Source organism: Nitrospiria bacterium (assembly GCA_035498035.1).
Lineage (GTDB): Bacteria > Nitrospirota > Nitrospiria > JACQBZ01 > JACQBZ01 > JACQBZ01.
In genome coordinates this window covers 23,277-46,233 of the sequence record DATKAN010000038.1, presented here as the reverse complement: position 1 = coordinate 46,233, position 22,957 = coordinate 23,277, and the positions used below count along the sequence as shown (strand labels likewise).

Annotated in this window: 27 protein-coding genes; 11 read left to right on the top strand and 16 right to left on the bottom strand. The window is 61.4% G+C overall.

All coding sequences use genetic code 11. The annotated features are described in order from the left end of the window. Positions 1–32: 32 nt before the first annotated feature. The 5 genes from leuD to VMN77_07825 all read left to right on the top strand — a co-directional run bounded on the left by leuD (position 33) and on the right by VMN77_07825 (position 3,693). Entirely contained in the window at positions 33–647 is a 615-nt protein-coding gene (gene leuD / locus VMN77_07845; protein ID HTN43694.1) for a 3-isopropylmalate dehydratase small subunit, read from the top strand. 129 nt (positions 648–776) lie between these two features. After that, positions 777–1,280 (top strand): hypothetical protein, encoded by a 504-nt coding sequence (locus VMN77_07840; protein ID HTN43693.1) that lies wholly within the window; start codon positions 777–779, stop codon positions 1,278–1,280. Next, entirely contained in the window at positions 1,281–1,583 is a 303-nt protein-coding gene (locus VMN77_07835) for a hypothetical protein (GenBank protein HTN43692.1), read from the top strand. It begins immediately after the preceding gene. Between the two features lie 129 nt (positions 1,584–1,712). Next, positions 1,713–2,579 carry a methylenetetrahydrofolate reductase [NAD(P)H] gene (metF, locus tag VMN77_07830; protein ID HTN43691.1) on the top strand — a complete coding sequence of 289 codons (867 nt, stop codon included), beginning with the start codon at positions 1,713–1,715 and terminating at the stop codon, positions 2,577–2,579. A 451-nt stretch (positions 2,580–3,030) separates the two neighbouring features. Then, entirely contained in the window at positions 3,031–3,693 is a 663-nt protein-coding gene (locus VMN77_07825) for a methyltransferase domain-containing protein (protein ID HTN43690.1), read from the top strand. 130 nt (positions 3,694–3,823) lie between these two features. On the opposite strand, the gene VMN77_07820 is transcribed toward VMN77_07825, so the two are convergent. Beyond that, a complete protein-coding gene (locus tag VMN77_07820; GenBank protein HTN43689.1) occupies positions 3,824–6,391 on the bottom strand; it encodes a cation-translocating P-type ATPase in 2,568 nt (855 codons plus the stop codon). A 92-nt stretch (positions 6,392–6,483) separates the two neighbouring features. Here VMN77_07820 and VMN77_07815 point away from each other — a divergent pair, with 92 nt between their 5' ends. After that, positions 6,484–6,828 (top strand): cupin domain-containing protein, encoded by a 345-nt coding sequence (locus tag VMN77_07815; protein HTN43688.1) that lies wholly within the window; start codon positions 6,484–6,486, stop codon positions 6,826–6,828. A gap of 165 nt (positions 6,829–6,993) precedes the next feature. Then, a complete protein-coding gene (locus VMN77_07810; GenBank protein HTN43687.1) occupies positions 6,994–8,055 on the top strand; it encodes a hypothetical protein in 1,062 nt (353 codons plus the stop codon). 29 nt (positions 8,056–8,084) lie between these two features. Here VMN77_07810 and VMN77_07805 read toward each other — a convergent pair whose 3' ends face one another. The 3 genes from VMN77_07805 to VMN77_07795 all read right to left on the bottom strand — a co-directional run bounded on the left by VMN77_07805 (position 8,085) and on the right by VMN77_07795 (position 10,480). Then, positions 8,085–8,858 (bottom strand): flagellar motor protein MotB, encoded by a 774-nt coding sequence (locus VMN77_07805; protein ID HTN43686.1) that lies wholly within the window; start codon positions 8,856–8,858, stop codon positions 8,085–8,087. A 106-nt stretch (positions 8,859–8,964) separates the two neighbouring features. After that, a complete protein-coding gene (locus tag VMN77_07800) occupies positions 8,965–9,414 on the bottom strand; it encodes a hypothetical protein (GenBank protein HTN43685.1) in 450 nt (149 codons plus the stop codon). Then, entirely contained in the window at positions 9,407–10,480 is a 1,074-nt protein-coding gene (locus tag VMN77_07795; GenBank protein HTN43684.1) for a type IV pilus twitching motility protein PilT, read from the bottom strand. Before VMN77_07795 ends, VMN77_07800 begins: the two co-directional genes overlap by 8 nt. Positions 10,481–10,594: 114 nt before the next feature. On the opposite strand from VMN77_07795, the gene VMN77_07790 reads away from it, so the two are divergent. Continuing rightward, the gene (locus VMN77_07790) at positions 10,595–10,966 is read left to right on the top strand and encodes a DUF2784 domain-containing protein (GenBank protein HTN43683.1); all 372 of its coding nucleotides are present in this window, start codon (positions 10,595–10,597) and stop codon (positions 10,964–10,966) included. A 24-nt stretch (positions 10,967–10,990) separates the two neighbouring features. Continuing rightward, positions 10,991–11,272: a transcriptional regulator gene (locus VMN77_07785; protein HTN43682.1), complete on the top strand. Its 282-nt coding sequence runs from the start codon at positions 10,991–10,993 to the stop codon at positions 11,270–11,272. 16 nt (positions 11,273–11,288) lie between these two features. On the opposite strand, the gene VMN77_07780 is transcribed toward VMN77_07785, so the two are convergent. From VMN77_07780 to radA, 12 genes are all read right to left on the bottom strand, one after another. Continuing rightward, positions 11,289–12,047 carry an alpha/beta hydrolase gene (locus tag VMN77_07780; GenBank protein ID HTN43681.1) on the bottom strand — a complete coding sequence of 253 codons (759 nt, stop codon included), beginning with the start codon at positions 12,045–12,047 and terminating at the stop codon, positions 11,289–11,291. 62 nt (positions 12,048–12,109) lie between these two features. Beyond that, positions 12,110–12,985: an alpha/beta hydrolase gene (locus VMN77_07775; protein HTN43680.1), complete on the bottom strand. Its 876-nt coding sequence runs from the start codon at positions 12,983–12,985 to the stop codon at positions 12,110–12,112. Next, positions 12,969–14,126: a PQQ-dependent sugar dehydrogenase gene (locus VMN77_07770; protein HTN43679.1), complete on the bottom strand. Its 1,158-nt coding sequence runs from the start codon at positions 14,124–14,126 to the stop codon at positions 12,969–12,971. Before VMN77_07770 ends, VMN77_07775 begins: the two co-directional genes overlap by 17 nt. Continuing rightward, positions 14,126–15,022 carry a hypothetical protein gene (locus VMN77_07765; GenBank protein HTN43678.1) on the bottom strand — a complete coding sequence of 299 codons (897 nt, stop codon included), beginning with the start codon at positions 15,020–15,022 and terminating at the stop codon, positions 14,126–14,128. The genes VMN77_07770 and VMN77_07765 overlap by 1 nt, the downstream gene beginning before the upstream one ends. Before the next feature lie 12 nt (positions 15,023–15,034). After that, entirely contained in the window at positions 15,035–16,195 is a 1,161-nt protein-coding gene (locus tag VMN77_07760; GenBank protein HTN43677.1) for a hypothetical protein, read from the bottom strand. Positions 16,196–16,212: 17 nt separating this feature from the next. Then, positions 16,213–16,983: a twin-arginine translocase subunit TatC gene (tatC, locus tag VMN77_07755; GenBank protein ID HTN43676.1), complete on the bottom strand. Its 771-nt coding sequence runs from the start codon at positions 16,981–16,983 to the stop codon at positions 16,213–16,215. Then, the gene (tatB, locus tag VMN77_07750) at positions 16,980–17,261 is read right to left on the bottom strand and encodes a Sec-independent protein translocase protein TatB (GenBank protein ID HTN43675.1); all 282 of its coding nucleotides are present in this window, start codon (positions 17,259–17,261) and stop codon (positions 16,980–16,982) included. Before tatB ends, tatC begins: the two co-directional genes overlap by 4 nt. Positions 17,262–17,269: 8 nt before the next feature. Then, on the bottom strand, positions 17,270–17,509 hold the full coding sequence (locus VMN77_07745; protein ID HTN43674.1) for a DUF465 domain-containing protein: 240 nt from the start codon (positions 17,507–17,509) through the stop codon (positions 17,270–17,272). A 23-nt stretch (positions 17,510–17,532) separates the two neighbouring features. Further along, positions 17,533–18,012, bottom strand: a complete 480-nt coding sequence (rimI, locus tag VMN77_07740; GenBank protein HTN43673.1) for a ribosomal protein S18-alanine N-acetyltransferase — start codon at positions 18,010–18,012, stop codon at positions 17,533–17,535. Continuing rightward, positions 18,012–18,764: a tRNA (adenosine(37)-N6)-threonylcarbamoyltransferase complex dimerization subunit type 1 TsaB gene (tsaB, locus tag VMN77_07735; GenBank protein HTN43672.1), complete on the bottom strand. Its 753-nt coding sequence runs from the start codon at positions 18,762–18,764 to the stop codon at positions 18,012–18,014. The genes rimI and tsaB overlap by 1 nt, the downstream gene beginning before the upstream one ends. Before the next feature lie 10 nt (positions 18,765–18,774). Next, positions 18,775–19,599, bottom strand: a complete 825-nt coding sequence (locus VMN77_07730) for a hypothetical protein (GenBank protein HTN43671.1) — start codon at positions 19,597–19,599, stop codon at positions 18,775–18,777. Positions 19,600–19,661: 62 nt separating this feature from the next. Continuing rightward, complete coding sequence (gene radA, locus VMN77_07725; GenBank protein HTN43670.1) at positions 19,662–21,026, bottom strand: DNA repair protein RadA; 1,365 nt, start codon at positions 21,024–21,026, stop codon at positions 19,662–19,664. 348 nt (positions 21,027–21,374) lie between these two features. On the opposite strand from radA, the gene VMN77_07720 reads away from it, so the two are divergent. Together VMN77_07720 and VMN77_07715 are read left to right on the top strand one after the other, a co-directional pair. Next, on the top strand, positions 21,375–22,121 hold the full coding sequence (locus tag VMN77_07720) for a DUF72 domain-containing protein (protein HTN43669.1): 747 nt from the start codon (positions 21,375–21,377) through the stop codon (positions 22,119–22,121). A gap of 23 nt (positions 22,122–22,144) precedes the next feature. Further along, positions 22,145–22,954, top strand: a complete 810-nt coding sequence (locus tag VMN77_07715; GenBank protein ID HTN43668.1) for a tetratricopeptide repeat protein — start codon at positions 22,145–22,147, stop codon at positions 22,952–22,954. The last annotated feature ends 3 nt before the right edge of the window (positions 22,955–22,957 follow it).

The following is a 22,957-nucleotide window of genomic DNA, read 5'->3' as shown; positions in this document are numbered from 1 at the left end:
GGGGGTCGCCCCTACAATAACGCGTGTGAACCATGGACCCTTTTAAAAAACACACCGGGATCGTCACACTGCTCGACCTCCCCAATGTCGACACCGATCAGATCATCCCCAAGCAGTTTTTAAAGCGGATCGAGCGGACGGGCTTCGGACGGTTTCTGTTTTACGATTGGCGCTTCATCGACGGCCAAAAACCGAATCCGGAATTCGAGATGAACGCCGAACGCTATCGCGGGGCCACCATTCTGGTCGCGCGGGCGAACTTCGGCTGCGGGTCCTCCCGGGAACACGCGCCATGGGCCTTATTGGATTACGGTTTCCGGTGCGTCATCGCGCCGTCCTTTGCCGATATTTTCTACAATAATTGTTTTAAGAACGGTATCCTGCCGGTGAGGCTTTCGGAAGGACAGGTCGAAACGCTCTTTCAGCGCGTCCGCGGGACACCCGGGTACCGGCTGACCGTGGACCTCGAGATAAAGAAGGTGATATCGGGCGACGGCCTGGAGATTGGATTCGAGGTGGACGACTTCCGCCGCAGCTGTCTGCTGGGCGGCCTGGACGACATCGGCCTGACCTTGCAGTATGAAGGCCAGATACGGTCTTATGAATCCGCTCACCCGGAGGCGACCCCCCGTCCGGCCCGGCCTTAAAACACCCTCAGAGGATCGCCCATTCGAAACCAGCCCCGTAAAAAAATCGCCCTTGTCCTTTCGGCTGGCCTCTTATTTCCGGTCTTTTTATCTTCCTGCATCATCGTCTACCGGGATTTCCCGGTCGATATGATCGGAAAACCGCCCGAATCCAGATCCTACGACCTGCTCTCCTATCATATCAATCCCTTCCCCTTTCCGAACGAAGGGGGCAAGACCGCCTTGCAGGCGGTCTTTAACAATGAAACGCCCTTCGCCAATACGGCCGACGTCATGGAGATCCCCCGGACGGGCGTGTTTTGTCTGGTGGATGTGGAATGGAACCGCCCCCATACGGCCGCGACGATCTTCCATTACCTTTCCTTGGTGACACTGACGGCCCTGCCTTCCTGGAGCGTCCAGGAAAGTTATAAAGTGCACTACCGTTTGTTCGTGGATGGCGAACAGCGGAAAACATTTTCATACAAGATCACGCGCAAAATGGGACTCTGGCTCGGCCTGCTGCCGGTCGCCTGGGTGAACTGGTTGACCTATTCCCAGGCCGAGGCCTTCGAGGCGACGGCCTTTCAGTTCTTTGAAGATGCCAAGCCGATCCTCTCGACCCTTAAACCTCATGAACGGATCATCGATTGAATGGGAGCCGCCGGCGCCATCCCGGCGGAGACCCGGCGGTCCTCTATCGGGTCCGGCCGGGATGAGCACGGGCGGGGGCATCCGATGGACAGCGACGTTCTGAATTTATTCCTGACCGTGCTATTCAGCGCGGTCGGCCTTGGCTATTTCGTCTACGGAAAACGCCAACGGGCGGGACCTTCCCTGGCCGCGGGCCTGTTCCTGATGATCTATCCCTATTTCGTTTCAGGCACCCTCGGCATCGTCGCCGTGGGCCTGGCGTTGATGGCCGCTCCGTTCCTGGCCAAACGAATGGGATGGTAACGGCGCAATTTTTTTCTTGGCATCGATTCCCGTTTGCGCTAATCTTATGAAGATTTCTATGGAGGGAACTGGGTTGATTGCCGACAGACAAAAAGGTGAAGGCCCCTCCGAAAACGAGGCCGCGGCGCCATGAAAGTTCGGGACTGTTTTAACGACCGGCGTCCGGTTTTTTCCTTCGAGTTCTTCCTTCCGAAAACGCCGGAGGGGATGACCCAGTTCAAGTCCACCGTGCGGGACCTGAAGGGGCTCGCGCCCTCCTTCGTCACGCTCACCTACGGGGCCGGGGGATCGAGCCGCGACCGGACGATCGAGACGGCCGGCATGATCCAGAACGAGCTGGGGCTCACGACCGTCGCCCATCTCACCTGCATCGCCCACACCCGAAACGAGATCGAGGCGATCGTGGAGAAGATCCGCGTCCTCGGGATCGAGAACATCATGGCGCTCCGGGGCGATCCGCCCAAGGACGGCCATCTTCCTCCCGAAAACCGACGGGAATACCGGTACGCGGTCGACCTGGTCCGCCACATCCGGAAGATGGACGGTTTCTGCGTCGGCGTCGCCGGCTATCCCGAAAAACATCCCGAGGCCCCCACCATGGAGGAGGACCTGCGTCATCTCAAGGAGAAGGCGGAGGCCGGGGCGGATTTTATAACGACCCAGCTGTTCTTCAACAACGAAGACTATTTTCGGTTCGTCGAGCGGGTCCGGGCCTTGGGAATCACGCTTCCGGTCCTGCCCGGCCTGATGCCGGTCACGAACTACGGCCAGCTTCATAAATTCGCCGCGATGTGCGGCGCGCGCGTCCCGGCCGAGATCGTCCGGACGTTGGAACCCCGTCAGACCGACGCGGAGTACGTGATCCGCTACGGTATCGACTGGACCTTTCGCCAGGCCCGCGATCTGCTGGACAAGGGCGCGCCCGGAATTCACTTCTACACGCTCAACAAATCCCGCTCGACCGAGATGATCCTCTCCCGGCTGCTGGGACGGTAGAGAAATTTTGCGGGGGCGTATTGCAATATGCCCTAACTGCTGCTAAGATTTATGGGATGTCTGTTCGGGTTTTCAGGGGAGTCACTCCTCCCCGAGTCTCCCGGTATGCGGGAGGCGGCTCGTCGGGCCGGCAGCGGCGGCCGGTTCGATGGGACGGGCGGACCTGGGTCCGGCCCGGCGCGGTGGAACGCCGCATAGGGGCGGGGCCCGCGCGTAAGGGGGTTCGATCCTGACGCGTGGGAGGGCCCCCGTTCCGAGGAAGGAGGTGGTCCAGTGGGCAGTTGTATTAACCCTACGGCGAGTGAGGTGGCCGCGTCCTAAGCGCCATACCCTTCTCGAAGGTGAAGCCTGGGATGCAATCCCAGGGCCACCAAAACCCGGAAGCGCGGACGTCGTAGCCGCTTTAGGATGAAGAATCCGCTTCCGGGTTTATTTTTTTAATTTATAAACCATGACGAGACCGGGACGAAAACATTATCCCCACATCGGGCGGAAGGAACAGGAAGTCGACGCCGCGTTCTGGGCGGAGCTGTACAGGAACGGCGACACCGGCTGGGATCAGGGCGGGGCGTCGCCCGGCCTGGTCGATTTCCTGAAAAACGATTCGGGGTCGGGTCGGGCCGTGCCGTTCCGATACGGCCGCGCGCTCGTCCCGGGTTGCGGGCACGGGCATGACGCGCGCGCGCTGGCTTCCGCAGGGTTCGATGTGATCGGTCTGGATGTCGTTAAAAAAGCCGTCGAGGAAGCGACGCGGCTGGCCGATTTGGAAGGTTTAAAGAATGCGCGGTTCGAACAGGCCGACTTTCTTCATCTGCCCGCCCGTCTGCGCGGACCCTACGATCTTATTTTTGAAAATACTTTTTTCTGCGCGATCGATCCGGATCATCGGGACCGCTATGTCGAAGCGGCCGCGAGCCTCTTGAAGCCGGACGGCATCCTGCTCGGCGTTTTCTATGCGATACGGCCCGAGACCGGCCCGCCGTTCGGCGCGACGCGCGATGAGCTGCTGGACCGATTCAGCCACCGCTTTAAATTGGTCTTGGATCGCGTTCCCAGGTCCATTCCCCGTCGCGAGGGAAAAGAGCTTTTGATGCTCTGGCGGCGAAAGAAGTAATAGCGGCGGGTGGCCGCAGGCGGGGCGCCCCAGCCAGAGCAGCCGGGGTCCCTACGCCGGGCGGAGTGGCGAGCACGCTGGGGCTGCCGAAGGACAGGACCCGCCGATGCACAGGATTAAAGTCGTTTTTTTATTTAATTTTAGATCGCTTCCGCCGGCCGTTGAACAGCTTCAAAGCCTCAAACCAGAGAATGCCGCTCGCCCCGGCCGCGAACGCGACCGCCACATCCATCGGACGCAGCGGCGCAAAATGAAACAGATTTCGCAGAAAGGGGATATAGAAGACGAGGCCGAGAAAGGCCAACGCGCCTCCCACGACCCACCAGAGCGCGGGACTCGGCCTCCGCAGCGTCTCCAGAATGGTGCGGGACCAGGAACGGTTGGTGAAGATCAGTCCAAGGTTGGCGATGACCAGCGCGGTAAAGACCAGCGCGCGTGCGTCCGACTCTCCCTGCCCGCGATACAGGGCGATGCCGTAGACCGCCAGGATGATCAACAGAACGATGATCCCCTGCAAAAGACTCAGCCCGACAATCCGGATGCCGAACAAGGGCCGCTTTGGATCCCGGGGAGGCCGGGTCATCAGATCGGCCTCCTCCGGCGTCGCCTCGAAAACGATCGAGCAGGCCGGGTCGATGATCAATTCGAGAAACATAATATGGACGGGGAAAAAAACAAGGGGCCAACCCGTCATCAACGGGATCAGCGACATGCCGGCGATCGGGACATGGATCGCCAGGATATAGGCCATCGCCTTCCGAAGGTTGTCGAAGATCCGGCGGCCCAGCTTCACGGCCTGGACGATCGAGGCGAAGTCATCCTCCAGCAACACCAGCGCCGCAGCCTCGCGGGCGACATCGGTGCCGCGGCCCCCCATTGCGATGCCGATATGCGCCGATTTCAAGGCCGGCGCGTCATTCACGCCGTCGCCCGTCATCGCCACCACCTCGCCGTTCGCCTTCAAGGCCTCGACCAGACGCAACTTCTGCTCCGGGAGGATCCGTGCAAAGAGATTGACCTTTTTGATCCGCTCGCGGAGCTCGGAGTCACCCAGTCGCTCCAGCGCGTCGCCGGTAATCATCGCATCGACCGGCCCCAGCCCGATCTGCCGTGCGATCGCGCGGGCCGTTCCCGGATAGTCTCCGGTGATCATCACGACCCGTATGCCGGCGGTTTCGCATTCCCGCAGCGCCTCGGGAACAGACGGACGGACAGGGTCGGTCAACCCGATCAGGCCCAGATAGACAAAATCGAAGTCATGTTGGTCACCGGGCCAGGCGGTCCCGCCGAATTCGGCCCGGGCCAGGCCGAGCACCCGAAGACCCTCGTCCGCCATCGAACCGACCCGGCGGGCGAGCTCTTCCTTTGCGGCCGGATCGAGATGGCACAGGTCGGCGATCGCCTCGGGCGAGCCCTTGGACGCCACAATACAGGCGTTACGGTCGGGCGATTTCCAGACATGCGACAGCGCCAGGAGTTTGGAGGTCAGGGAATAATCCTGAACCAAAGTCCAGTCCCGGTGAAAATGTTCGGACCGGGCCAGAGATCGATCGCCCAGTTCCCGGATGGCCCTCTCCATCGGATCAAAGGGATCGATCTCGCTGGCCAGTAGGGCGAATTCCAGAATTTCGTGAACGCTCTCCGGCAACGGTCCCGGCGACTCCCCGATCTCGCACACCTCCCCCTTCGAGAAGATCCGGCGGACCGTCATCCGGTTTTGCGTCAGCGTCCCGGTCTTGTCCACGCAAAGCACCGTGGCCGCGCCCAGCGTTTCGACCGTCGTGACGTGGCGGGTCAGCACCCGGTGCTGTGCGATCCGCCAGGCCCCGATCGCCAGAAAGACGGTCAGCACGACCGGAAACTCCTCCGGCAGAAGCGCCATCGCCAGCGTGATCCCGGCCAGAAATCCGTTCAGCCAGTTCCCCCGCGTCAAGCCGTATAAAATCACGACGAGGCCGCAGAGGGAGAGGCCGGCGATCGCGAGGTTCCGAACCAGGCGGCCGGTCTCCCTCTGCAGCGGGCTTTCTTCCGCTTCAACTTTTTCCAGCACCATCCCGATCTTCCCGATCTCCGTCCGGTCGCCGGTCGCCCGCGCACGGGCGATGCCCTGTCCCTGCACCACCAGCGTGCCGGAATATACAAACGGCCGATCGTCCCCTCCGGGACGGGACAGTTCCATGACGCCGTTCCAGACCGACTTTCGAACCGGGACCGACTCGCCCGTCAGCAGCGATTCATCCGCCGACAGATCGTTGGCCGACAGGACCACGGCGTCGGCCGGGACACGGTCCCCTTCGGACAGCACGAGAAGATCGTCGCGCACCACTTCCCGGCCGGCGACGCGCCTTCGCAGGCCGTCCCGGATGACCAGCGCCCGGGGGCTCGACAGGTCGCGCAGCGCCTCCAACGCGCGCTCGGTCTTTCGCTCCTGATAGAGGGTGATGCCGATGACGACCCCGACGAAGGCGAGCAGCATCAGCGCCTCATTGCGATTGCCCAGGATCAGATAAATCAAACCGGCGGCGGCCAGCAGAATAAAAATCGGCTGACGGACGATTTCGAAGGCAATGGCCGCAGTCCCGCGCCGTTTGGCCGAGGGAAGCTCGTTATATCCCTCCTCGCCCAGCCGGTCGGCGGCCTCCTTCTCGGACAGACCGCGAAGGGTTTTTATATCAAACGGAGGATCCTGGACGGACATGGCGGTATCATACACGAAAGCCCTCTTGCACATCCATCCTTGAACCGGTTATGCTGGAGATTCAATTCGGCCGCGCTCCGGAGAACCCGATCTTGAAACCGCCTTCTTATCATGAAACTCTACCCGGCAACGTCCAGGTCCTGCGCTGGCCGCACGCTCATCCGCTTCCGGAGGAAGAAATCATCAACTTCTTTAAGGCGAGAGGGCTGTCGCCCAGCCGGTGGTCGAACGGCCCGGGCGATGTCTATGCCGCTCATGCGCATCCGTATCGCAAAACGCTCTTTTGTCTCGAGGGAAGCATCGTCTTCTCATTGCCGGACAGCGGCCGCGAGGTGGAGCTTCATCCCGGCGATCGCTTGATCATCCCCGCCGGAACGAGACACGGAGCGATCGTCGGACCCCGGGGCGTCGCCTGTATCGAGGCCGGGGGAAATTAGGCGGGCGGCCGGAGGCGGGGCGCCCCATCCGCCCGCAACGACACAGCCAGGGGATCTCCCGTGAGGGTGAACCGCAGACTGTGTAAGCCCAGAAGTGAGGACGGATGGGGCTGCCGAAGGACAGGACCCGCCGGCTCAAAACGAAACTAATACGGAGCTTCGCATATGCGCGAGCGGCGGTGGGAATCAAAAGCGACGTTTCAATGGGGTGAGGTATCGGCGTTGAGCGGACGCTTGGCCGGACTCGGATTAAAACCGGCGACACGGGATAAAGAAATGATCGGCTACGTCGAGGAATGGCCGGTGGCCGCACCTCGTGAAATCAATCAACTGGATATCTGGCCGAAGGAAGACGTCACGTTGGTGCATATCCGCGAGGGCTGGCGCGGGGATTTCTTTCTACTGGCCGGCGCGTATCATACCTGTTTTCAACGGAACAAGCGATCCGGAACCTACTGCTCGGTCAGCCATCCCTGCAAAATGCAAGGGCGCTGGGTGACCCATCTCCCGGAGGGAATGTTCTGGATCGGATTCCGCGACCAACATTCCTTCATTCGAGTTCGCCTGCAGACCGCCGAGGTAATCACGCCGGACGAGACGCGGGGAAACGACCGGCGGGAACTCTGGCTTGATGAACGTCGGCGCGCCTTCCAAACCGCCGTATCGCTCCTTGATCTGCCGATCGAAACCCGTGTGAAAAACGAAAAGATCATTCTCGAGACCGGCGAGCCGGACGCGGCCTTGCTCTGTTCCTGGCCGGATGCGTTCGGCCCTTGTCAATTTGAATACAACCTCCCGGATGCGTACGAGTTTCTCGTTCCGGCCGGACGTCTGGCCGCGACCTGGGGCGGAGAACCGGCGGAGATTCGGGCCTATCTCACCGGATTCTCCGAATCCGCCCTGGACGATTTTAAGACCGCCGGGCCGGGGGCGCGGTATGCGTATCGTTGTTCCGTCCATTGCCGATTCAACGAGTTGCCCGAGATCTTCTCCGTGATTTCGCCCAACGGACGGCTCTACGCGACGCTCTGCGAATTTCAGACTCAGGAGCTCTATCCGTGGATGGAAAACGCGTGGGTGATCGTCGGCATGGTCGGGACAAGCGGCGGATTTGCGATCGAGGCCCGGCTGAACCGCGCGCCGCTGCCGGAGAATGAAATGGCCGGCTGGCTGGAGACGCTCCTGGGTTTTCCGGTGTCCTACGCCCCCCTGCCGCCGTTTCCGTAACGGGATCGACGCCCGACTCCTCGGCCCAATTATTTCAGTTCGTTCAACACCCCTTGAATATCCGAAGGCACCAGGACGATCTCGATCCGGCGGTTCTGGGCCCGGCCCTCGGGCGTGTCGTTGCTGGCGATCGGCCGATGCTCGCCGTATCCGGAGGCGACGAGCCGCGCGCCGTCCACTCCCCCCTCATCCTGAAGAAACCGGAGAACGTTCGTCGCCCGCTGGGTGGAAAGCTCCCAGTTCGTCGGAAACTTGCTACGGATCTTCTCCCCGATCGGGACGTTGTCCGTGTAGCCTTCGATCCGTATGTCCTTGTCCTTGACGTCCTTCAGGATGTTGCCGACTTTCTTCAGAACCTCCTTGCCCCCCGGCTTCACTTCGGCCCGGCCGGAATCGAACAGGATTTTTTCGACCAGGTCCACCGTCAACTTGTCCCGGACCTGGGTCACCTTGATCTCACCCCGCTCGATCTCGCCCTTGAGATCCTTGACGAGGCTTTCGTAGGTTCCCTTTAGTTGCTGGATCTCGGCGTCCTTCTGCGCCGCCAATGCGGCCGACTGTTGCAGCTGCCGCGTCAGCTTTTCATTGAGGGACGCGATCTCCGTCTCGGCGGTCTGCTTCTCCTGACGGAGCGCCGCGAGATCCTTGTCCAGCCCGTCTTTCTGCGTCTGGAGCGAGGCGATCTGCTGCCGGAGTTTTTCCTGCTCGGCCTTCGACGACTCCTCCAGGGTGTGATATTTCGATGAGGACACACAACCGGAAAGGAACAGGAAGGCGGCGATCCAGACCATAAAATGGTTCATTGATCGATTCAGGACGGTTCCTTCTCGTGGAGATGGATGAATGACAGCATATGGACCCAGAATGTACACCATCAACGGGGAGGCCGTCAATTCGGTCCGGGGCGACTCACTCTTCCACGGTGAGGATAAAATTCGGGTTCACATAAACAATCGAATCGGGCTGGAATATCGCGAAGAACCGGGTTGACTGATTGAAATAATCCTTCACGCGGGAGGATTCTTCGGGAAGGTTGACGAAAATATCTCCCGAAATTTCTTTGTCCTGGGTCGTCTTGATCCGAATCGCGTACCGCTTTCCCAGTGTCATCAGATCGTCCTTCTCGGATTTCGAGGGAACGGCCGCGGTGACGATCTGGACCGCGTTGAGAAGCACGACTTTCCCGGCCGCCTTCACCGGAATGAACGGGACGGCCTCGTTCAGGAGATCCCCGACGGTCTGACGCCCGGTGTGATGCGATTCGTACTGCTGGAGGAAGACATCGCCGTCCAGCCGGCGGCGGTCCGCCAGCTCGAAGGAAACCGGCTGCGTGACCTTTTCGACGCGCCGTTCATCCATGGGCCGGCGATCCCGTCGCGGGGGACTGGAAAAGCGACTTGTTCGCGGCGAATTTCTGGGCCTCCTCGACCGTGATTTTCTTCGCGGCCAGGAGCGCCTGGATCGCCTGATCCATCAATTGCATCCCCTCGGCCTTTCCGGTCTGGATTACGGACGGGATCTGGAAGGTTTTGCCTTCGCGGATCAGGTTGGAGACGGCCGGGGTGACCGACAGGATTTCCAGGGCGGCGCACCGTTTGCCGTCCACGGTCTTGAGAAGCTGCTGCGCGATCACCCCCCGGAGCGACTCGGCCAGCATCGCCCGGATCTGCTCCTGCTGGGCCGTCGGGAAAACGTTGATGATCCGGTCGACCGTCTTGGCCGCGCTGTTGGTGTGCAGCGTGCCGAACACCAGATGCCCGGTCTCGGCCGCGGTGATCGCCAGCTCGATCGTCTCCAGATCGCGCATCTCGCCGACCAGGATGATGTCCGGGTCCTCCCGCAGGGCGGCCCGGAGCGCCGTCGCGAACGATTTCGTGTGATGGCCCACCTCCCGTTGATTGATCAGGCAGCCCCGGCTGACATGCACGAACTCGATCGGATCCTCGACCGTGAGGATATGTTCCTTTTCAGTCTTGTTGATGTGGTCGATCATGGCCGCCAGCGTCGTGGACTTCCCGCTTCCGGTCGGACCAGTCACCACGACCAGCCCCTTTTTGAGGCGCGTGAACTTCAGCACGGCCGGAGGAAGCCCGAGTTGCTCGACGGTCAGGATCTGCGTCGGAATGAGCCGGAAAACGGCGCCGATGCCCAGACGGCCGTAGAAGATGTTCGCGCGAAAGCGGGCCTCCAACTCGGCCACCTCGTACGCGAAGTCGATGTCGCGGGTCGCCTCGAACTGCTTGCGCTGCGGCTCGTTCATCATTTCGAACAGCAGCGCGTGATTTTCTTCGTGGGTCAGTTTCTGGGAGGCCATCGGGACCAGATCGCCCGCGACCCGCATCAGGGGCGGATTGTCGGGCGACAGATGGAGGTCGGACCCTTTCTTTTCGCGGAGAATTTTAAACAGTCCGTCGATTCGCGCCATGGGACTCCCTGAAATCCGGTCGACAGAATTAAAGGTAGCACCAAGATGACTTTTCGGCAAGTTCCGCTTATAATCGGTTTCGACCCGTCGTGGATTCGGTCCGGAGGGAAAAACATGGGTCCGATCACCATCATCGCGGCCGATGCCGTGGTGGTTATCCATTTCGCCTGGATCCTCTTCTTGATCGGAGGCGCCCTCATCGGCCGACGGGTGCGACGGGTGATGTGGCTTCATTTGGGAGCGTTAACGTACAGCGTGCTTCTGCAATCCTTCAACTGGATCTGCCCTCTCACCTATCTGGAGCTTTGGCTCTGGAACCGAACACCGTCCGGCTCCTATTCCGGCTCCTTTATCGCCCACTATCTCGAAAAACTGATCTACATGGATATTCCGCGCGGTTTGGTTTTTGCCCTGACCGTCGCGGTGATCATCATCTCGGCCGTCGTTTATCGCCTAGCCGCACTTAAGACGCCAACGCATCCATAACCGTTTATGTCATCCCCGGACAACATGACCATCCGCCAACGCATCACGGCCGAGCTCGAGAAGGGCCCGATGACGGCGCGGGATCTCTCCAAGAGGATCCGGATTTCGGAGAAAGAGGCGATCGCCCACATGGAGCATGTCGCGAAGAGTCTCCATCCCCCGAAGCGGCTGATCATCGAGCCCTCCGTCTGCAACCGCTGCGGATTCGTTTTTTCCGACCGCCGGCGGTATTCCAGCCCCAGCCGCTGCCCCCAATGCCGCCATGAGGGGATCAGCCCGCCCGCCTTCCGAATCGTATCGGACTGATCCGGACCGGCGCGACTCAGGGAAGTCCGTTCAGGAATTTCCGCCAGGCCTTCCAGTACGGCGGACCGCCGACGACATAGGTATCGTTGTGGGAGGCGCCGGGGATGGGGTAGAATTCCTTGGGCGGGTTCGCGGCCTCGAACAGCCGGCGGCCCTGATCGATCGGAACGATCTCGTCCCGATCCCCGTGTAAAATCAGAAGCGGCACGCGGATCCTCCCGATCTTCGAAAGGGAATCATACTCGGTGCGAATTAGGGGGCCGAGCGGAAGGGAAGGGTAGTGCGCCCTGGCCATCTCCCGGATCGAGGTCATGGGCGTCTCAAGGATCAAGGCGCGGGGCGGGGCCTTCAGCGCCAGCTCGACCGCCACGGCGGCCCCAAGGGATCGGCCGAAATAGAGGATCCGGTCTGCGGGAAAACCGGTCCGGGATTTTACATAATCCAAGGCGGCTTCGGCGTCCCGGTACGTTCCTTCCTCCGAAACCGATCCCCCGCTCCGCCCGTATTCGCGATAGTCGAAGATAAAGACCGATACGCCCAGTTCGTCGTGAAACCGGAGGAGATTCTCCACCCGGTGGCCGATATTCCCGGCATTGCCGTGAAACCAGATCATCACGGCATGCGATCCGGATTCCGGTCCCGGACCGGCCACGAACCAGCCGTTCAAGCGCACCCCGTCGGCCGTCTTGAAATAGACGTCGTCGTAGGCCAGGCCGACCGACGCCGGCGTGGCCTCGATCTCGCGGCTGGGAAAATAAATAAACGCCTTGTCCACGCGACACCCTGTCAGGCAAACGAAGAGGACCACCGCTTATCGTGAAACCTACAAACGACCGGTCATTCGAGGCGGTCCAAAAATCGCTTCCAGGCCTTCCAGTACGGTTGACCGCCGGCGGTGAAGGTGTCGTTGTGATGGGCGTCCGGGATGACATAAAACACCTTGGGAGGATTGGCGGCCTCGAACAATCGACGGCCCTGATCAAACGGAACGACCTCATCGCGGTCGCCATGGAGGACCAGAAGGGGCGCATGGACCTTGCCGATCCTGGAAAACGCGTCATACTTGTCGTGGATCATGAACCCGACGGGGAGGTACGGGAGCTTCACACGGGCCATATCGTCGATCGAGGTGATGGGGGACTCCAGGATCAAGGCGCGCGGGGGAGCTTCCACGGCCAGATGGACGGCCACGGCGCTTCCGAGCGAGTGGCCAAAATAGATGATCCGATTCGCCAACAGCCCGGTGCGGGTTTTCAAATACCGCAGGGCCGCCTGGGCGTCCTGGTATGTGCCCTCTTCCGAAACCGATCCCCCGCTCCGGCCGTACTCACGGTAATCGAAGAGAAAGACCGAGAGACCCAGCTCGTCGTGAAACAGCCGAAGCCGCTTGACGCGATGGCTCATGTTTCCGCCGTTGCCGTGAAACCAGATCATCACCTTGGACGGATCCGGGCCGGGGACGAACCACCCGTTCAGGCTGACGCCGTCGGCAGTTTTGAAATAGACGTCGTCGTAGGATAGCCCGACCGATTCCGGGGTGGCCTGGATTTCACGTTCGGGATGATAAATGAAGGGTTTATCGATACCGCAGCCCGCGACTAAGAACAATCCGACGGCCAGCCATCGCAGCCCGCCGCACAGCCATCCGTCGATCCGGATGATGCGGGGCCCGGCTTTGTCGAGCACCCGGGCCGGATCAATGCGCATCATCATAGACCAGGCGATAAATTCCCTTGGGGGTCGTGAAATAAAGAAGCCCGTCGGGGCCCGCGGCCAGACCGACCACCCCTTCGCCGCGATGGCGGAAGAGATCCTCCGCCCCGCCGGCCGCGGGGACCGAATCGCGACCGGCGAGGGTCACCATGCGAATCCGTCCCTCGTTCCAGTCCGCAAAAAACAGATGCCCCCGATACCGTTCCGGATAACCCGCGCCGGTGTAGTAGACGATCCCGGTGGGCGCGATCGTCCGGCGGTAGACCAGGATCGGATCGACATACCCCGGTTTGTTTCGGATCCCGCTGACCCGGTCGTCATCCCAGCCGTAATTTTTCCCCGGCTCGATGAGATCCAATTCGTCATTGGTCGCGGGACCGTTCTCGGTGGCGAACAAGCGGGCCTGCCCGGGAGGACCGGGCCCGAAGGTCAAACCAAAACTGTTCCGCAGACCGAGCGCGTACACGTAGGACCGGGGCGAGGTCGGACGCTTGGGATCGTAGAAGGGATTGTCGGTCGGGGCCGTGCCGTCCGGATTCAAGCGCAGGATCTTCCCGGCGAAGGAATCCAGATTCTGGGAGTTTCCGGGGGTGGCGAGTTCCCCGATGCTGAGGTACAGCTTGCCGTCCGGCCCGAAGACCAGGATGCCGCCGTTGTGATTTCCGGCCCCCGACTCGGAGTCGCTTCCGATCGGAAGGCGGTCCAGGAGGGCGACCGGCGCATCCCCGCGATCGCCCTTCACCGTGATCCGCATCAGGCGATGGCGGTAGGGATCGGTCTTGGAATTCCGGCCCCGGTGGGAATAATAGACGTAGAGGCGACCGTTGGTCTGAAAATCGGGATCGAGCGCCAGCCCGAGAAGGCCCCGTTCGAAAAAGGTCGAGACCGGACCGAACCGGTAAACCGCGCCGGGAAGGAGACGGGGATGGGCGGAGGTGGGGTCCGCAATCAGCCGGACCTGGCCGGAAAAACGCTCCGTAAAGAAAAGACGACCGTCGGGGGAGAAGGCCATCGCCACCGGAAAATCGAGACCCGTCGCCACCGGCCGCTCGGAAAACCCGGCCCGGCCTTCCGGAACGGACAGAACCGAACCGAACAGGACGACGATCGCGACGATGAGGACGAAACGGCTCGGCTTCATCACAACCCGTAACGCCGATGGAAATGGACCAGCGCCGCTTGGAGGTCGGGCCCTTTCAAGCCCAGATGGATCCCGGCAAAATCAATCGCGAGCTTATCGGCGATGATCCGGCCGACCCCGCCATTGTCCCAGTAATGCGCGTGGCTCAACGGGTTCCACCGTGTGAGGAAATCCCCGACGTCCACGGTGAGATCCGCCGTCACGGCCTCCCGATAGAAACGGTTGATCGTCTTGATCGGGTAACCGATGATATCGTTGTCGTCAACGAGGTTCAGCCAGCAACCCGTTTCGGATTCGACCCTCACCGGCCGGTCAAAATGATCCAGGAGCCTGCCCGGACTGAAGGCCTCCCCGTTGGCGGAACGCATGGCGTAGAGGACCAGCGGAGAGCCCAGCGTGAAGAAGTTCGAGAAGGAGACGCCGAAGCCGTCCTGGAAGGTTTTTCCGATCTTGAGCGTGTGATCGTACACGAAATCGGAGGCGATCACGCTCCCGAGGCTGTGGGCGATGATCGTGAGATGCCCGCTCCCGGATTTGAGATGGGCGCGGAGCGCTTCGGCGAGATGTCGGTGAATCTCGTTGTAAACGGGCCGGCCCTGATACGCGACCACATCCCCCATGAAGCCCATCCCGAATTTCCGGAGAAAGGGAATCTTCTTATTATAAATTCTCCTCTCCAGCTCCTTCTGCGTCGCGTCCATGACCGGGGCCCACCAGCCCGAGATGAAATTCATGGGCTCGGCCCCGGAAGGCTTCGAAACCGCATAATCCTTGGCCAAGTAGGCCAGGGACGTGTTAAATTTCGAAAGGAGCTCTTTCTGAAAGCCGATCGAGAAATCCTTGGGCTGATCGCCCATCCCATGGATGATCAGGATATTCAACGGATCGTGCGCCATCGCCGCCCTTCCTCACATCCCCTTCTTCGAGTGGAACAGCTCCTCCGTAAGGGGGGCCCAGTCGCCCTTGGCCGAGCCTTTATACAAATGCCGCGCCGTGCCGGCATAGATATGACCTTCCCCGTCGATCACCATCGATTGGATGTTGAGATCCTCCAGCGCCCCGTTGATCGAGTTCCAGCGGGTGTCTTTCGGTGAGCGCGCGAAGACCCCCCGGCCGGTGCCGAGATACAACACGCCGTCCTTGCCGATGAGGATCGCCCGGATGGACTGATTGACCAGACCCTGGTTCAGGTCGTTCCAGCTTTTTCCTCCATCCCGGGATGTGTAGATCCCGCCGTCGAAGGTTCCGGCGTAAACGGTCCCGTCCGCCCCGAGGGTCAGGACGCGGATAAAATTCTCCAGAAGCCCCCGATCGCCCTCGAACCCCCGGGACAGCCGCTCCCAGTTTTCCTGACTGAGTTTGCGCTTGTAAAGTCCCTTGCCTCCGGTCCCGGCATACAGGGTTCCCTCGCGATCGATGATCAGGGAGCGCACCAGGACGTCGCTCAGTCCGGTGTTGTGGGCCGTCCAGTGATCGCCGTGATCCTCGCTTCGAAACACGCCGTCCCCCGTGGCGGCGTAGAGCTTGTTCCTGGAATCGTAAAGCAGCGCCGAAACCTGGGTGTTGGCGAGGCCGGCGTTCACATGCTCCCAATGAAGCCCGGCATCCCGGCTCCGGAAAACGCCGAGCCGGGCCGTCCCGGCGAACATGATCGTTTTCGAAACACCCGGCTTTTTCTCGGGAGACGGCCGGATCAGCAGGGTCATGATGTAAGGATCGCCCAATCCCTCCGAGATCGCTTCCCAATGAAGGCCGCCGTCCCGACTCTTATAAATTCCGTTCCCAAACGTCCCCATGAACAGGGTCCCATCCGGGTCCAGCGCCAGGGCCTGAACGCTGTTTCGGGGATCCGGCATTTCCGTCTGGCTTATCGCGGTTGGAGGATGGCCCGCCGCGATCCAGACGATCAAACCCAACCCTAAGAAGGTCATGATGATACGGTATCGTCGTTTGAAGAACCCCGGCGTTCCGGCCGGGGATTCTTCGATCCGGGTGGACAAAATCTCCATTTTAATTCGCTCGCTAACCCCGCCTTCCAGGCGGGGATTGTGCTCGCTATGCGGATTCAAATTCCCCTCCTCTGGCATCAGGCCTCGCCCTTGGCCTCCTCGGCCACCCCGGACCGGATCGGTTTCCGTCCGAAGAGCCGGGCGCCCCAGATCCCCAGTTCGTAGAAAATCAGCAGGGGGACCATCATCAGCATCATGTTAAAGACATCCGTCGTGGGGGTGAGAATCGCGGCGAGGATCGCGTTCACCAAAATCGCGTAGCGGCGCCGGCGCGACAGAAACTGCGGCGTCACGAGCCCCAGCTTGGCCAGGATCGTGATCGCCAAGGGCAGCTCGAAAACCAGGCCGAAGGCCAGCAGAAACTTGAGGAGAAAGTCGATATAAAGCCCGATCGAGAAGACCGGCTTCAAGCCCTGCTGCACCCCGAACCCCACCAGGAAATTCAGCGCAAACGGCGCGACGACGAAATAGCAGAAGGCCAGTCCCGCTACAAAAAACAGACAGCCGAGCAGCACGAAGGGCGCGGCCAGGCGCCGTTCGTGGGAAAGGAGGCCGGGCGAGACGAAGCGCCAGATCTGGTAGAGCGCCACCGGGAGGGACAGGAAAATTCCCGCGAAAAATGACACCTTGATCGTCACCCAGAAGGCCTCCATCGGGGAAAAAAAATACAGATCGGCCGCCAGCGGCCGCTTGAGCCATCCGACAAGATCGTCCGAGACCGTGTACGCGAGCGCCATTCCGACGAGAAGGGCCCAGACCACCCTGAGCAGCCGGCTTCGGAGCTCTTCCAGATGGCCGGTGATCGGCATCCGAGACGCTTCATCGGGACGGCCGCGAAGGGCTGTCATGACGGTTTCTCCTCGGAGGATGGGCCGGAGGCTCCGGATTCCTGAGACGGCAGGGCCCTCCCGCCCGTCGGCAACGGCCCATGCGACTTGGCCTCGACCGGCTCATCCATCTTTCGGGCCTCGGCGTCGAACTCGTCCTTGAGGTCCTGTGTGGCGCGCTTCAACTCCGCCATGCCCCGGCCGAGGGCGCGCGCCACTTCCGGAAGGCGCTGGGGGCCCAGGACCAGCAGGGCGATGACCAGGATCACGATCAGTTCCGGCAGTCCGATCCCAAACATTTTCCGCCTCAGGAAGGTGTCTCGTGCTGTTTCAGATAATCGCGAAGGATCGCTTCCATGCGATCTTTCGTGTGCAATTTTTCCACCTGGATCTGTTTTTTGTGCGACTCCTCCTGCGGCGTCAGGGTCTTGCGTCGGGTCAAAGCGTTCAATTCCTCCTCCAGGCGATGATGCACTTCCTCCAGCTTCTGAAATTCCGAATTCCGTTGGCGCAAGACTTCTCGAAACTCCATCCGTTCATTCAGCATGGCCGATCTCCTTTCCGGGATGCTCATCCCTCGGACCAATTCATGATCAAGGCGTCCTCGCTCGGATCGCGGTAATAGTTGCGCCGAACCGCCACGAGCTTAAAACCCAGTTTCTCGTACAGCCGTTTCGCGGCCTCGTTGGAGGCCCTCACCTCCAGCGTGATCAAAGAAATGTCGTTTTCCCCGGCCCACGTCAGGGTCCAACGACCCAGCGTTTCCCCGATTCCCAGACGCCGCCGGTCCGGATGGACCGACAGATTCATGAGATGCAGCTCGGAAAACACCTTCCAGAAACAGACGTAGCCGACCACCGCACCCCGCTCGGAATCCCGGGCCACGAAGAACCGGGCGAAGGGGTTGCCCTGCAGATCCGACTCAAACATCGACCGCTTCCAGGGCGTGGTGTAGGACGCCTGCTCGATCGGCATCACCTCGTCCAGGTCGGCCGGGGTCATCGGCCGTATCGATATTTTTTGATCCCGGCCCACCTCCCCGTGTCTCATCACCGGTTCGACCGGCCCGACACCCGTTTGAGATTTAATTTTCGCGGGGTGACGCCCTTTTCCCAATTGACCTCCGCATCCGACCGCCGGACATAGACCGGGACCAGGGTCCCGGCGTCCGACGCCTCGCCCCGTTGAATCCGCTGGAGACCCAGCCGGGCGACCATGGAGGGAAGGGAATCCGACAACGGCGGGGGAACAAAGACGGCCCGGTGACCGAGTCGTTTTTGCAAAACGTCCCGGTATCGCGCGGCCCCGTCTCCCAGAAAGACGGTCGGAGGACCCGGCGACCTTGACAGGTGCTCGCACAGGGCCTCCGCCGAAATGACCCGATCCTCCATCACGCGCTTGAGCGTCCCGCCGGCCTCGCTCGAGAACAGGGCCGCGTACACCTCCTGCTTCTTGGCGTCAATCATCGGACAGACGGCATACCCCCCGGCCGAGGCGTTCCAGGCCATGGCCTCCAGGGTCGGCACCGCCGCGACGGGAATCGGTCTTCCGAACAACAGACCCTTCACCGTGTTCACCGCGACGCGCAGTCCCGTGAATGAGCCCGGCCCGATCGAAACGGCCAGGGCGTCCAGATCATCCGGACCCCGGCCGCTGTCCCGGAGCACCCGGTCGATCAGGACCATCAGCCGCTCGGCATGCGCCATCGTCATGTCGATCCGGTATTCGGCCCGAAGCGTCTCGCCCTCGATCAGGGCCACGCCCCCCAGGCCGGTCGCGGTCTCTATGCCCAGTATCCTCATCGCCCTTCCTTCACGGAATCCTGTACTCCTCGGGAGAAATCGCCGCGTTCGGATGGACCTCGACAAAATCCAGTTCGAGACGGTTTCCCCGGCCGGCCCCGTATCCGGGCCGCGTGACGATCACCCGGCCGGGCCAGTCGATCTCCGCGCCCGCCGGGACCGATCGAGGTTGATAATCGATGAATTCCACAACGGTCGCCCCCTCCTCGCTCGCGGCCCCGGAATGGAGACCCTCCGTCGAAGGGGCCCGTTCAAATATTTCTTCACGGATCAATCGGAAACGGCTGCGTTCGATCCAAAGCCGCTTCGTCAGGCGGCCTTCCCCGCCCGAAACGCGGATCAAATGGATCAAATAGTCCGACCCCGTCTCCTCCAGGACCGGAATTTCACCGGGCTCGACAAAGGGACCGACCATCGCCGAGACGGCCAGCCGCAGCTCGGCCGCTTCCAGTCCGAATTCGGGCGGCAGCGACGGCCCCCCGCCCTTTTCCGGCCCGCTCTCCAGCGCCCGTCCTTGGCCCGGAATCGTCAACAGGACCCGGTTGTTCGACCAAACCAGGTCGAACAGGGTCCCCCCGAACGGATCAAACCCTCTCAACCGGAGGGACGGCGGGACGCCCTCGGGTGAACGGGAGAAATGCAGGCTCGCCGTAAGGCCGGCCTGCCTTTCCGACCGAATCTTCATCAGGGCCTTGAGCGTGTCGATCGCCTGCGTCCGGCGGTCCAGGCCATTGAGGAGGTCCTGGAGGGACGCCGAGCGAAGCGGCGGTCCGGGCGCAACCGAATAACGCGGAACGCATCCGGCGATCAGGACAATCATCAAACCCGGGATCAACCGCGACCCTCTTCCCCACCCTCTATTCACTCGGGAAAGCCCCTGATCGTTTCAGCCGCCGTTTATTTTCCAAATAAATTCTCCAGGGCTTGGCGGAGGGTCCCGATGCCGATCAAATCGATTCCGTCGACGCCGCTCAGCCGCGCCCGGTTCCGCTCCGGCAACAGGCATTGCTTGAAGCCCATCTTCGCCGCCTCCCGAAGCCGGACCTCGGGTTGATGGATCGCGCGCACCTCTCCCCCCAGCCCCACCTCGCCCAACACGAGAATCTTGGGATCCAGCGGCCGCTCCCGGAACCCCGACGCGACGGCCGCCACGATCCCCAGGTCCACCGCGGGCTCGTCGATCTGCATTCCCCCGACCACGTTGATGAAGACATCCTGTCCCTGGAGCTGCAGCCCGGCGCGTTTTTCCAGGACGGCGAGAAGAAGCGAAACCCGGTTGGGGTCCACGCCGATCGCCATGCGTCGGGGCAGTCCGAAATTGGTCGGGCTGACCAGCGCCTGCAACTCCACCAGGATCGGCCGCGTCCCCTCGATGCTGGAGACGACCACCGAGCCGGCCGTGTTCGACGGCCGTTCGCTCAAAAACAGCTCGGAGGGATTCGAGACCTCTTCCAAGCCCAGCGATTTCATCTCGAAAACGCCGATCTCGTTCGTCGAGCCGAAGCGATTTTTCACGGCCCGGAGGATCCGGTACGGATGCCCCTTGTCTCCCTCGAAATAAAGCACCGTATCGACCATATGTTCCAGGATGCGCGGACCGGCGATCGAGCCGTCCTTTGTGACATGGCCGACCAGGAACGTCGGGGTGTTGGTCTGTTTCGCGTGGACCATCAACTGGGCCGCCGATTCCCGGATCTGGCTGACGCTTCCGGGCGCGGAGGTGATCTGGGCGGTGTAAACCGTCTGGATCGAATCGATCACGATCGCGCGGGGCCTCATCGACTGGGCGGTTTTCAATATTTCTTCCAGCGACGTCTCGGAAAGGATCAGCAGGTTCCTGGAATCGACGCCCAGGCGCTCCCCGCGCATCTTGATCTGGTGCGGCGACTCCTCTCCGGAGACGTAAAGTACCGGCCGATCCCGGCTGATCTTTTGAAAGGCCTGGAGAAGCAGCGTCGATTTACCAATGCCCGGATCGCCGCCGATGAGCACCATCGAGCCGGCCACGACCCCGCCGCCCAGGACACGGTCCAGCTCTCCCATCCCGGTGCTGAAACGATCGTCCGCCGCCTGCGGAATCTCGCCGATCGGCCGGGGCTTCTGCGGTTCCCGATTCGAGGCCATCCAGCGGGACGCCGCGGCCGGAACCGCCGACTCCTCCTGAAGGCTGTTCCATTGATCGCAGTCCGGACATTTTCCAAGCCATTTCGGGGAAGAATAACCGCAGTTCTGGCAAACAAACGACGTTTTGGAACGGGGCATAATTCACCGGTCAATTAAAGAGGTGAGAAGGCTTATCATAATCCATCGGGGGTTGAAAATCAACCCGCCGAAACACCCGCTGCCTCGGATGATGCATGGCCCTCGACAAGGGATTCCGTCACCGATCCTATGCGTCCGAGGGGGATTGGGATCCCGGGCGGGTTCGGATGGGCCTGGGACGCAGCCGTTACGGCATCCCGGGGGGTCGTTTGGATTTTAATTCGTCCTCGGGCGCCCGATCGGTTTCTCCACCCCTGGCCTTCGGGTCATGTACGGAAACAAGGAACCCCCGGAATTGTTTGACACCCGCCGCAGGAATGTGTTCATCTTATACGCTCGGAGGAAGATATGAAACCGCGCTTGCGCGTCGGAACTTCGGGGTGGGCTTACGGGGAATGGGACCGGCTGTTCTATCCGGAAGGGGTCAAGGCGACTCAGGACCGCCTGGCGTTTTACGCAAAGCATTTCGATACGGTCGAGGTGAATTATTCCTTCTATCACCTCCCGAAGGTTTCGACCTACCAAAAGTGGGCCGGGGCCGTCGCGGAGGACTTCCTTTTTGCGGTCAAGGCCAGCCGTTATATCACCCATATCCAGAAACTCTTTCGAGCGGGAAAATCATGGAAAAAGTTCTCGGACGGCGCGCGAACGTTGGGAGGGCGCCTGGGCCCTGTGCTGCTGCAGTTCCCTCCGGGGTTTCGCGCCGACTGGAAAAGACTGTCCCGGTTCCTGGATCTCCTGCGGAAGGATTCCTCCCCGTCCCCGGTTCACCCGGTTTTCGAATTCCGGCATGCCTCCTGGTTTACCGAGAAGACCTATTCGATACTGCGTGAGGCCGGGGCCACGCTTTGCATCGCCCAATCCTCCCGCTACCCCTGCGTCGAGGAGGTCACGGCCGACATCGTCTATTACCGATTTCACGGCCCCGGGGACCTTTTTGCCTCTCGCTATTCCGATAAAGAACTCCGGGCCTGGGCCGGGCGAATCCGGCCGCTTTTAGACGACGGTAAGACGGTCCATGTCTATTTCAACAACACGCTCAACGGCTACGCCGTCCAAAATGCGAAGATGATCAGAACGCTGATGGCGCTGTAAACAGACCGGCGGATTGGAATCGGATGCCAAACGAATCGGACAGCGGCGCTATAAGTTTTCCGGCCGCCTATGTTCAGGGGGCCCTGCTCCTCCACCGGGGGGACCTGGAGGGCGCGCGTCGATGTTTTGAGACCGCGCGGGAGGAAGTCCGGGGATCAAACAACCCGCGGCTGCTTGCGGCCGTGATTGGAAACCTCGGAAACGTCTATGCCGCGTTGAATGAAAAGGAAAGGGCCCGGTCCCTCTATCGGGAAGTCCTGGAACAGCTGCGAATGAATCCGGACGAGCGTCTGGCGGGCCAGACCCTGGTCAATCTCGGCAACCTGTCGAGGGAGCTCGGCGAGACGGAACGTTCGCGCGCCTATTATCTGGAGGCGGAGGAGCTGCTCCGGTCCGTCCGGGACGACTTCTCCCTGGGCTTGCTGTACGGAAATCTGGGGCTGCTGGAAATGGACGGCCGGCGCCCGGGCGAGGCGGTTTCATTTCTCAAACGCGCGATCGATCTCCACAAAAAAACCGGCAACGAGGAAGGCCTGGCCGCCGCATGGGGCCAGCTCGGCCGCGCCTATCGCCAGCTGGGGAAGGACCGCAAGGCCGAGACCTGTTTCAACTATTCCTACACCCATTTCGGCCAGGTGGGAAACCCCTCGGGGGAGGCCGAGGCCCTGAGGGGCCTGGCCGACATCTACGAGGACCGAAAGGAGCCGGAGCTGGCCCTTCGCTGCGTGACGAGAATCCGCGAGACGTTCACCCGATTCGGCCTCCGACTTTCGGAGGTCGATTCCGATCGGGAGGAACGGCTCCGCCGCGCCCCCCGGCCGGACGCAAAATGACCG

What these genes read in the sequence shown, in the direction of transcription:
- leuD (HTN43694.1), top strand. Translation starts at nt 33, where the DNA reads ATGGACCCTTTTAAAAAACACACCGGGATCGTCACACTGCTCGACCTC.
- VMN77_07840 (HTN43693.1), top strand. Translation starts at nt 777, where the DNA reads ATGATCGGAAAACCGCCCGAATCCAGATCCTACGACCTGCTCTCCTAT.
- VMN77_07835 (HTN43692.1), top strand. Translation starts at nt 1,281, where the DNA reads ATGGGAGCCGCCGGCGCCATCCCGGCGGAGACCCGGCGGTCCTCTATC.
- metF (HTN43691.1), top strand. Translation starts at nt 1,713, where the DNA reads ATGAAAGTTCGGGACTGTTTTAACGACCGGCGTCCGGTTTTTTCCTTC.
- VMN77_07825 (HTN43690.1), top strand. Translation starts at nt 3,031, where the DNA reads ATGACGAGACCGGGACGAAAACATTATCCCCACATCGGGCGGAAGGAA.
- VMN77_07820 (HTN43689.1), bottom strand. Translation starts at nt 6,391, where the DNA reads ATGTCCGTCCAGGATCCTCCGTTTGATATAAAAACCCTTCGCGGTCTG.
- VMN77_07810 (HTN43687.1), top strand. Translation starts at nt 6,994, where the DNA reads ATGCGCGAGCGGCGGTGGGAATCAAAAGCGACGTTTCAATGGGGTGAG.
- VMN77_07805 (HTN43686.1), bottom strand. Translation starts at nt 8,858, where the DNA reads ATGAACCATTTTATGGTCTGGATCGCCGCCTTCCTGTTCCTTTCCGGT.
- VMN77_07800 (HTN43685.1), bottom strand. Translation starts at nt 9,414, where the DNA reads ATGGATGAACGGCGCGTCGAAAAGGTCACGCAGCCGGTTTCCTTCGAG.
- VMN77_07795 (HTN43684.1), bottom strand. Translation starts at nt 10,480, where the DNA reads ATGGCGCGAATCGACGGACTGTTTAAAATTCTCCGCGAAAAGAAAGGG.
- VMN77_07790 (HTN43683.1), top strand. Translation starts at nt 10,595, where the DNA reads ATGGGTCCGATCACCATCATCGCGGCCGATGCCGTGGTGGTTATCCAT.
- VMN77_07785 (HTN43682.1), top strand. Translation starts at nt 10,991, where the DNA reads ATGACCATCCGCCAACGCATCACGGCCGAGCTCGAGAAGGGCCCGATG.
- VMN77_07775 (HTN43680.1), bottom strand. Translation starts at nt 12,985, where the DNA reads ATGATGATGCGCATTGATCCGGCCCGGGTGCTCGACAAAGCCGGGCCC.
- VMN77_07770 (HTN43679.1), bottom strand. Translation starts at nt 14,126, where the DNA reads ATGAAGCCGAGCCGTTTCGTCCTCATCGTCGCGATCGTCGTCCTGTTC.
- VMN77_07765 (HTN43678.1), bottom strand. Translation starts at nt 15,022, where the DNA reads ATGGCGCACGATCCGTTGAATATCCTGATCATCCATGGGATGGGCGAT.
- tatC (HTN43676.1), bottom strand. Translation starts at nt 16,983, where the DNA reads ATGACAGCCCTTCGCGGCCGTCCCGATGAAGCGTCTCGGATGCCGATC.
- tatB (HTN43675.1), bottom strand. Translation starts at nt 17,261, where the DNA reads ATGTTTGGGATCGGACTGCCGGAACTGATCGTGATCCTGGTCATCGCC.
- VMN77_07745 (HTN43674.1), bottom strand. Translation starts at nt 17,509, where the DNA reads ATGCTGAATGAACGGATGGAGTTTCGAGAAGTCTTGCGCCAACGGAAT.
- rimI (HTN43673.1), bottom strand. Translation starts at nt 18,012, where the DNA reads ATGAGACACGGGGAGGTGGGCCGGGATCAAAAAATATCGATACGGCCG.
- tsaB (HTN43672.1), bottom strand. Translation starts at nt 18,764, where the DNA reads ATGAGGATACTGGGCATAGAGACCGCGACCGGCCTGGGGGGCGTGGCC.
- radA (HTN43670.1), bottom strand. Translation starts at nt 21,026, where the DNA reads ATGCCCCGTTCCAAAACGTCGTTTGTTTGCCAGAACTGCGGTTATTCT.
- VMN77_07720 (HTN43669.1), top strand. Translation starts at nt 21,375, where the DNA reads ATGAAACCGCGCTTGCGCGTCGGAACTTCGGGGTGGGCTTACGGGGAA.
- VMN77_07715 (HTN43668.1), top strand. Translation starts at nt 22,145, where the DNA reads ATGCCAAACGAATCGGACAGCGGCGCTATAAGTTTTCCGGCCGCCTAT.